The 257-nt window shown below is 51.4% G+C and carries 1 protein-coding gene; it reads right to left on the bottom strand.

Features of this window, described 5'->3' with window-relative positions; translation table 11 throughout:
* Positions 1 to 257 (bottom strand): ribonucleotide reductase N-terminal alpha domain-containing protein (locus IEQ44_RS16145; RefSeq protein WP_319804719.1); only part of this gene is annotated, 257 nt, incomplete at both ends.

Genomic DNA, 257 nt, shown 5'->3' with positions numbered 1-257 from the left:
TATTGTCTTCAATACGCAGCAAAAAACAGGAAACCAGTTCGCCGCGCTGCTGCTTACCGCAGTTGAGGAATGTTGGCGTGGCTGGCTGAAAGCGTCCTGACAGCATTTCATCGGTCAGTTGCAACGCCAGCGTCTCATCGCCTTGTGCCAGCGTCAGCGCCACCATCGTTACTCGATCGGCAAAATCTTCCAGATAACGTTTACCGTCGAATGTCTTCAACGTATAGCTGGTGTAAAACTTCCATGCCCCGAGGAAT

This window comes from Nocardioides malaquae, from assembly GCF_015070385.1.
In the GTDB taxonomy this organism is placed as follows: domain Bacteria; phylum Actinomycetota; class Actinomycetes; order Propionibacteriales; family Nocardioidaceae; genus Nocardioides; species Nocardioides malaquae.
This window is presented reverse-complemented; position numbering and strand designations above follow the sequence as displayed.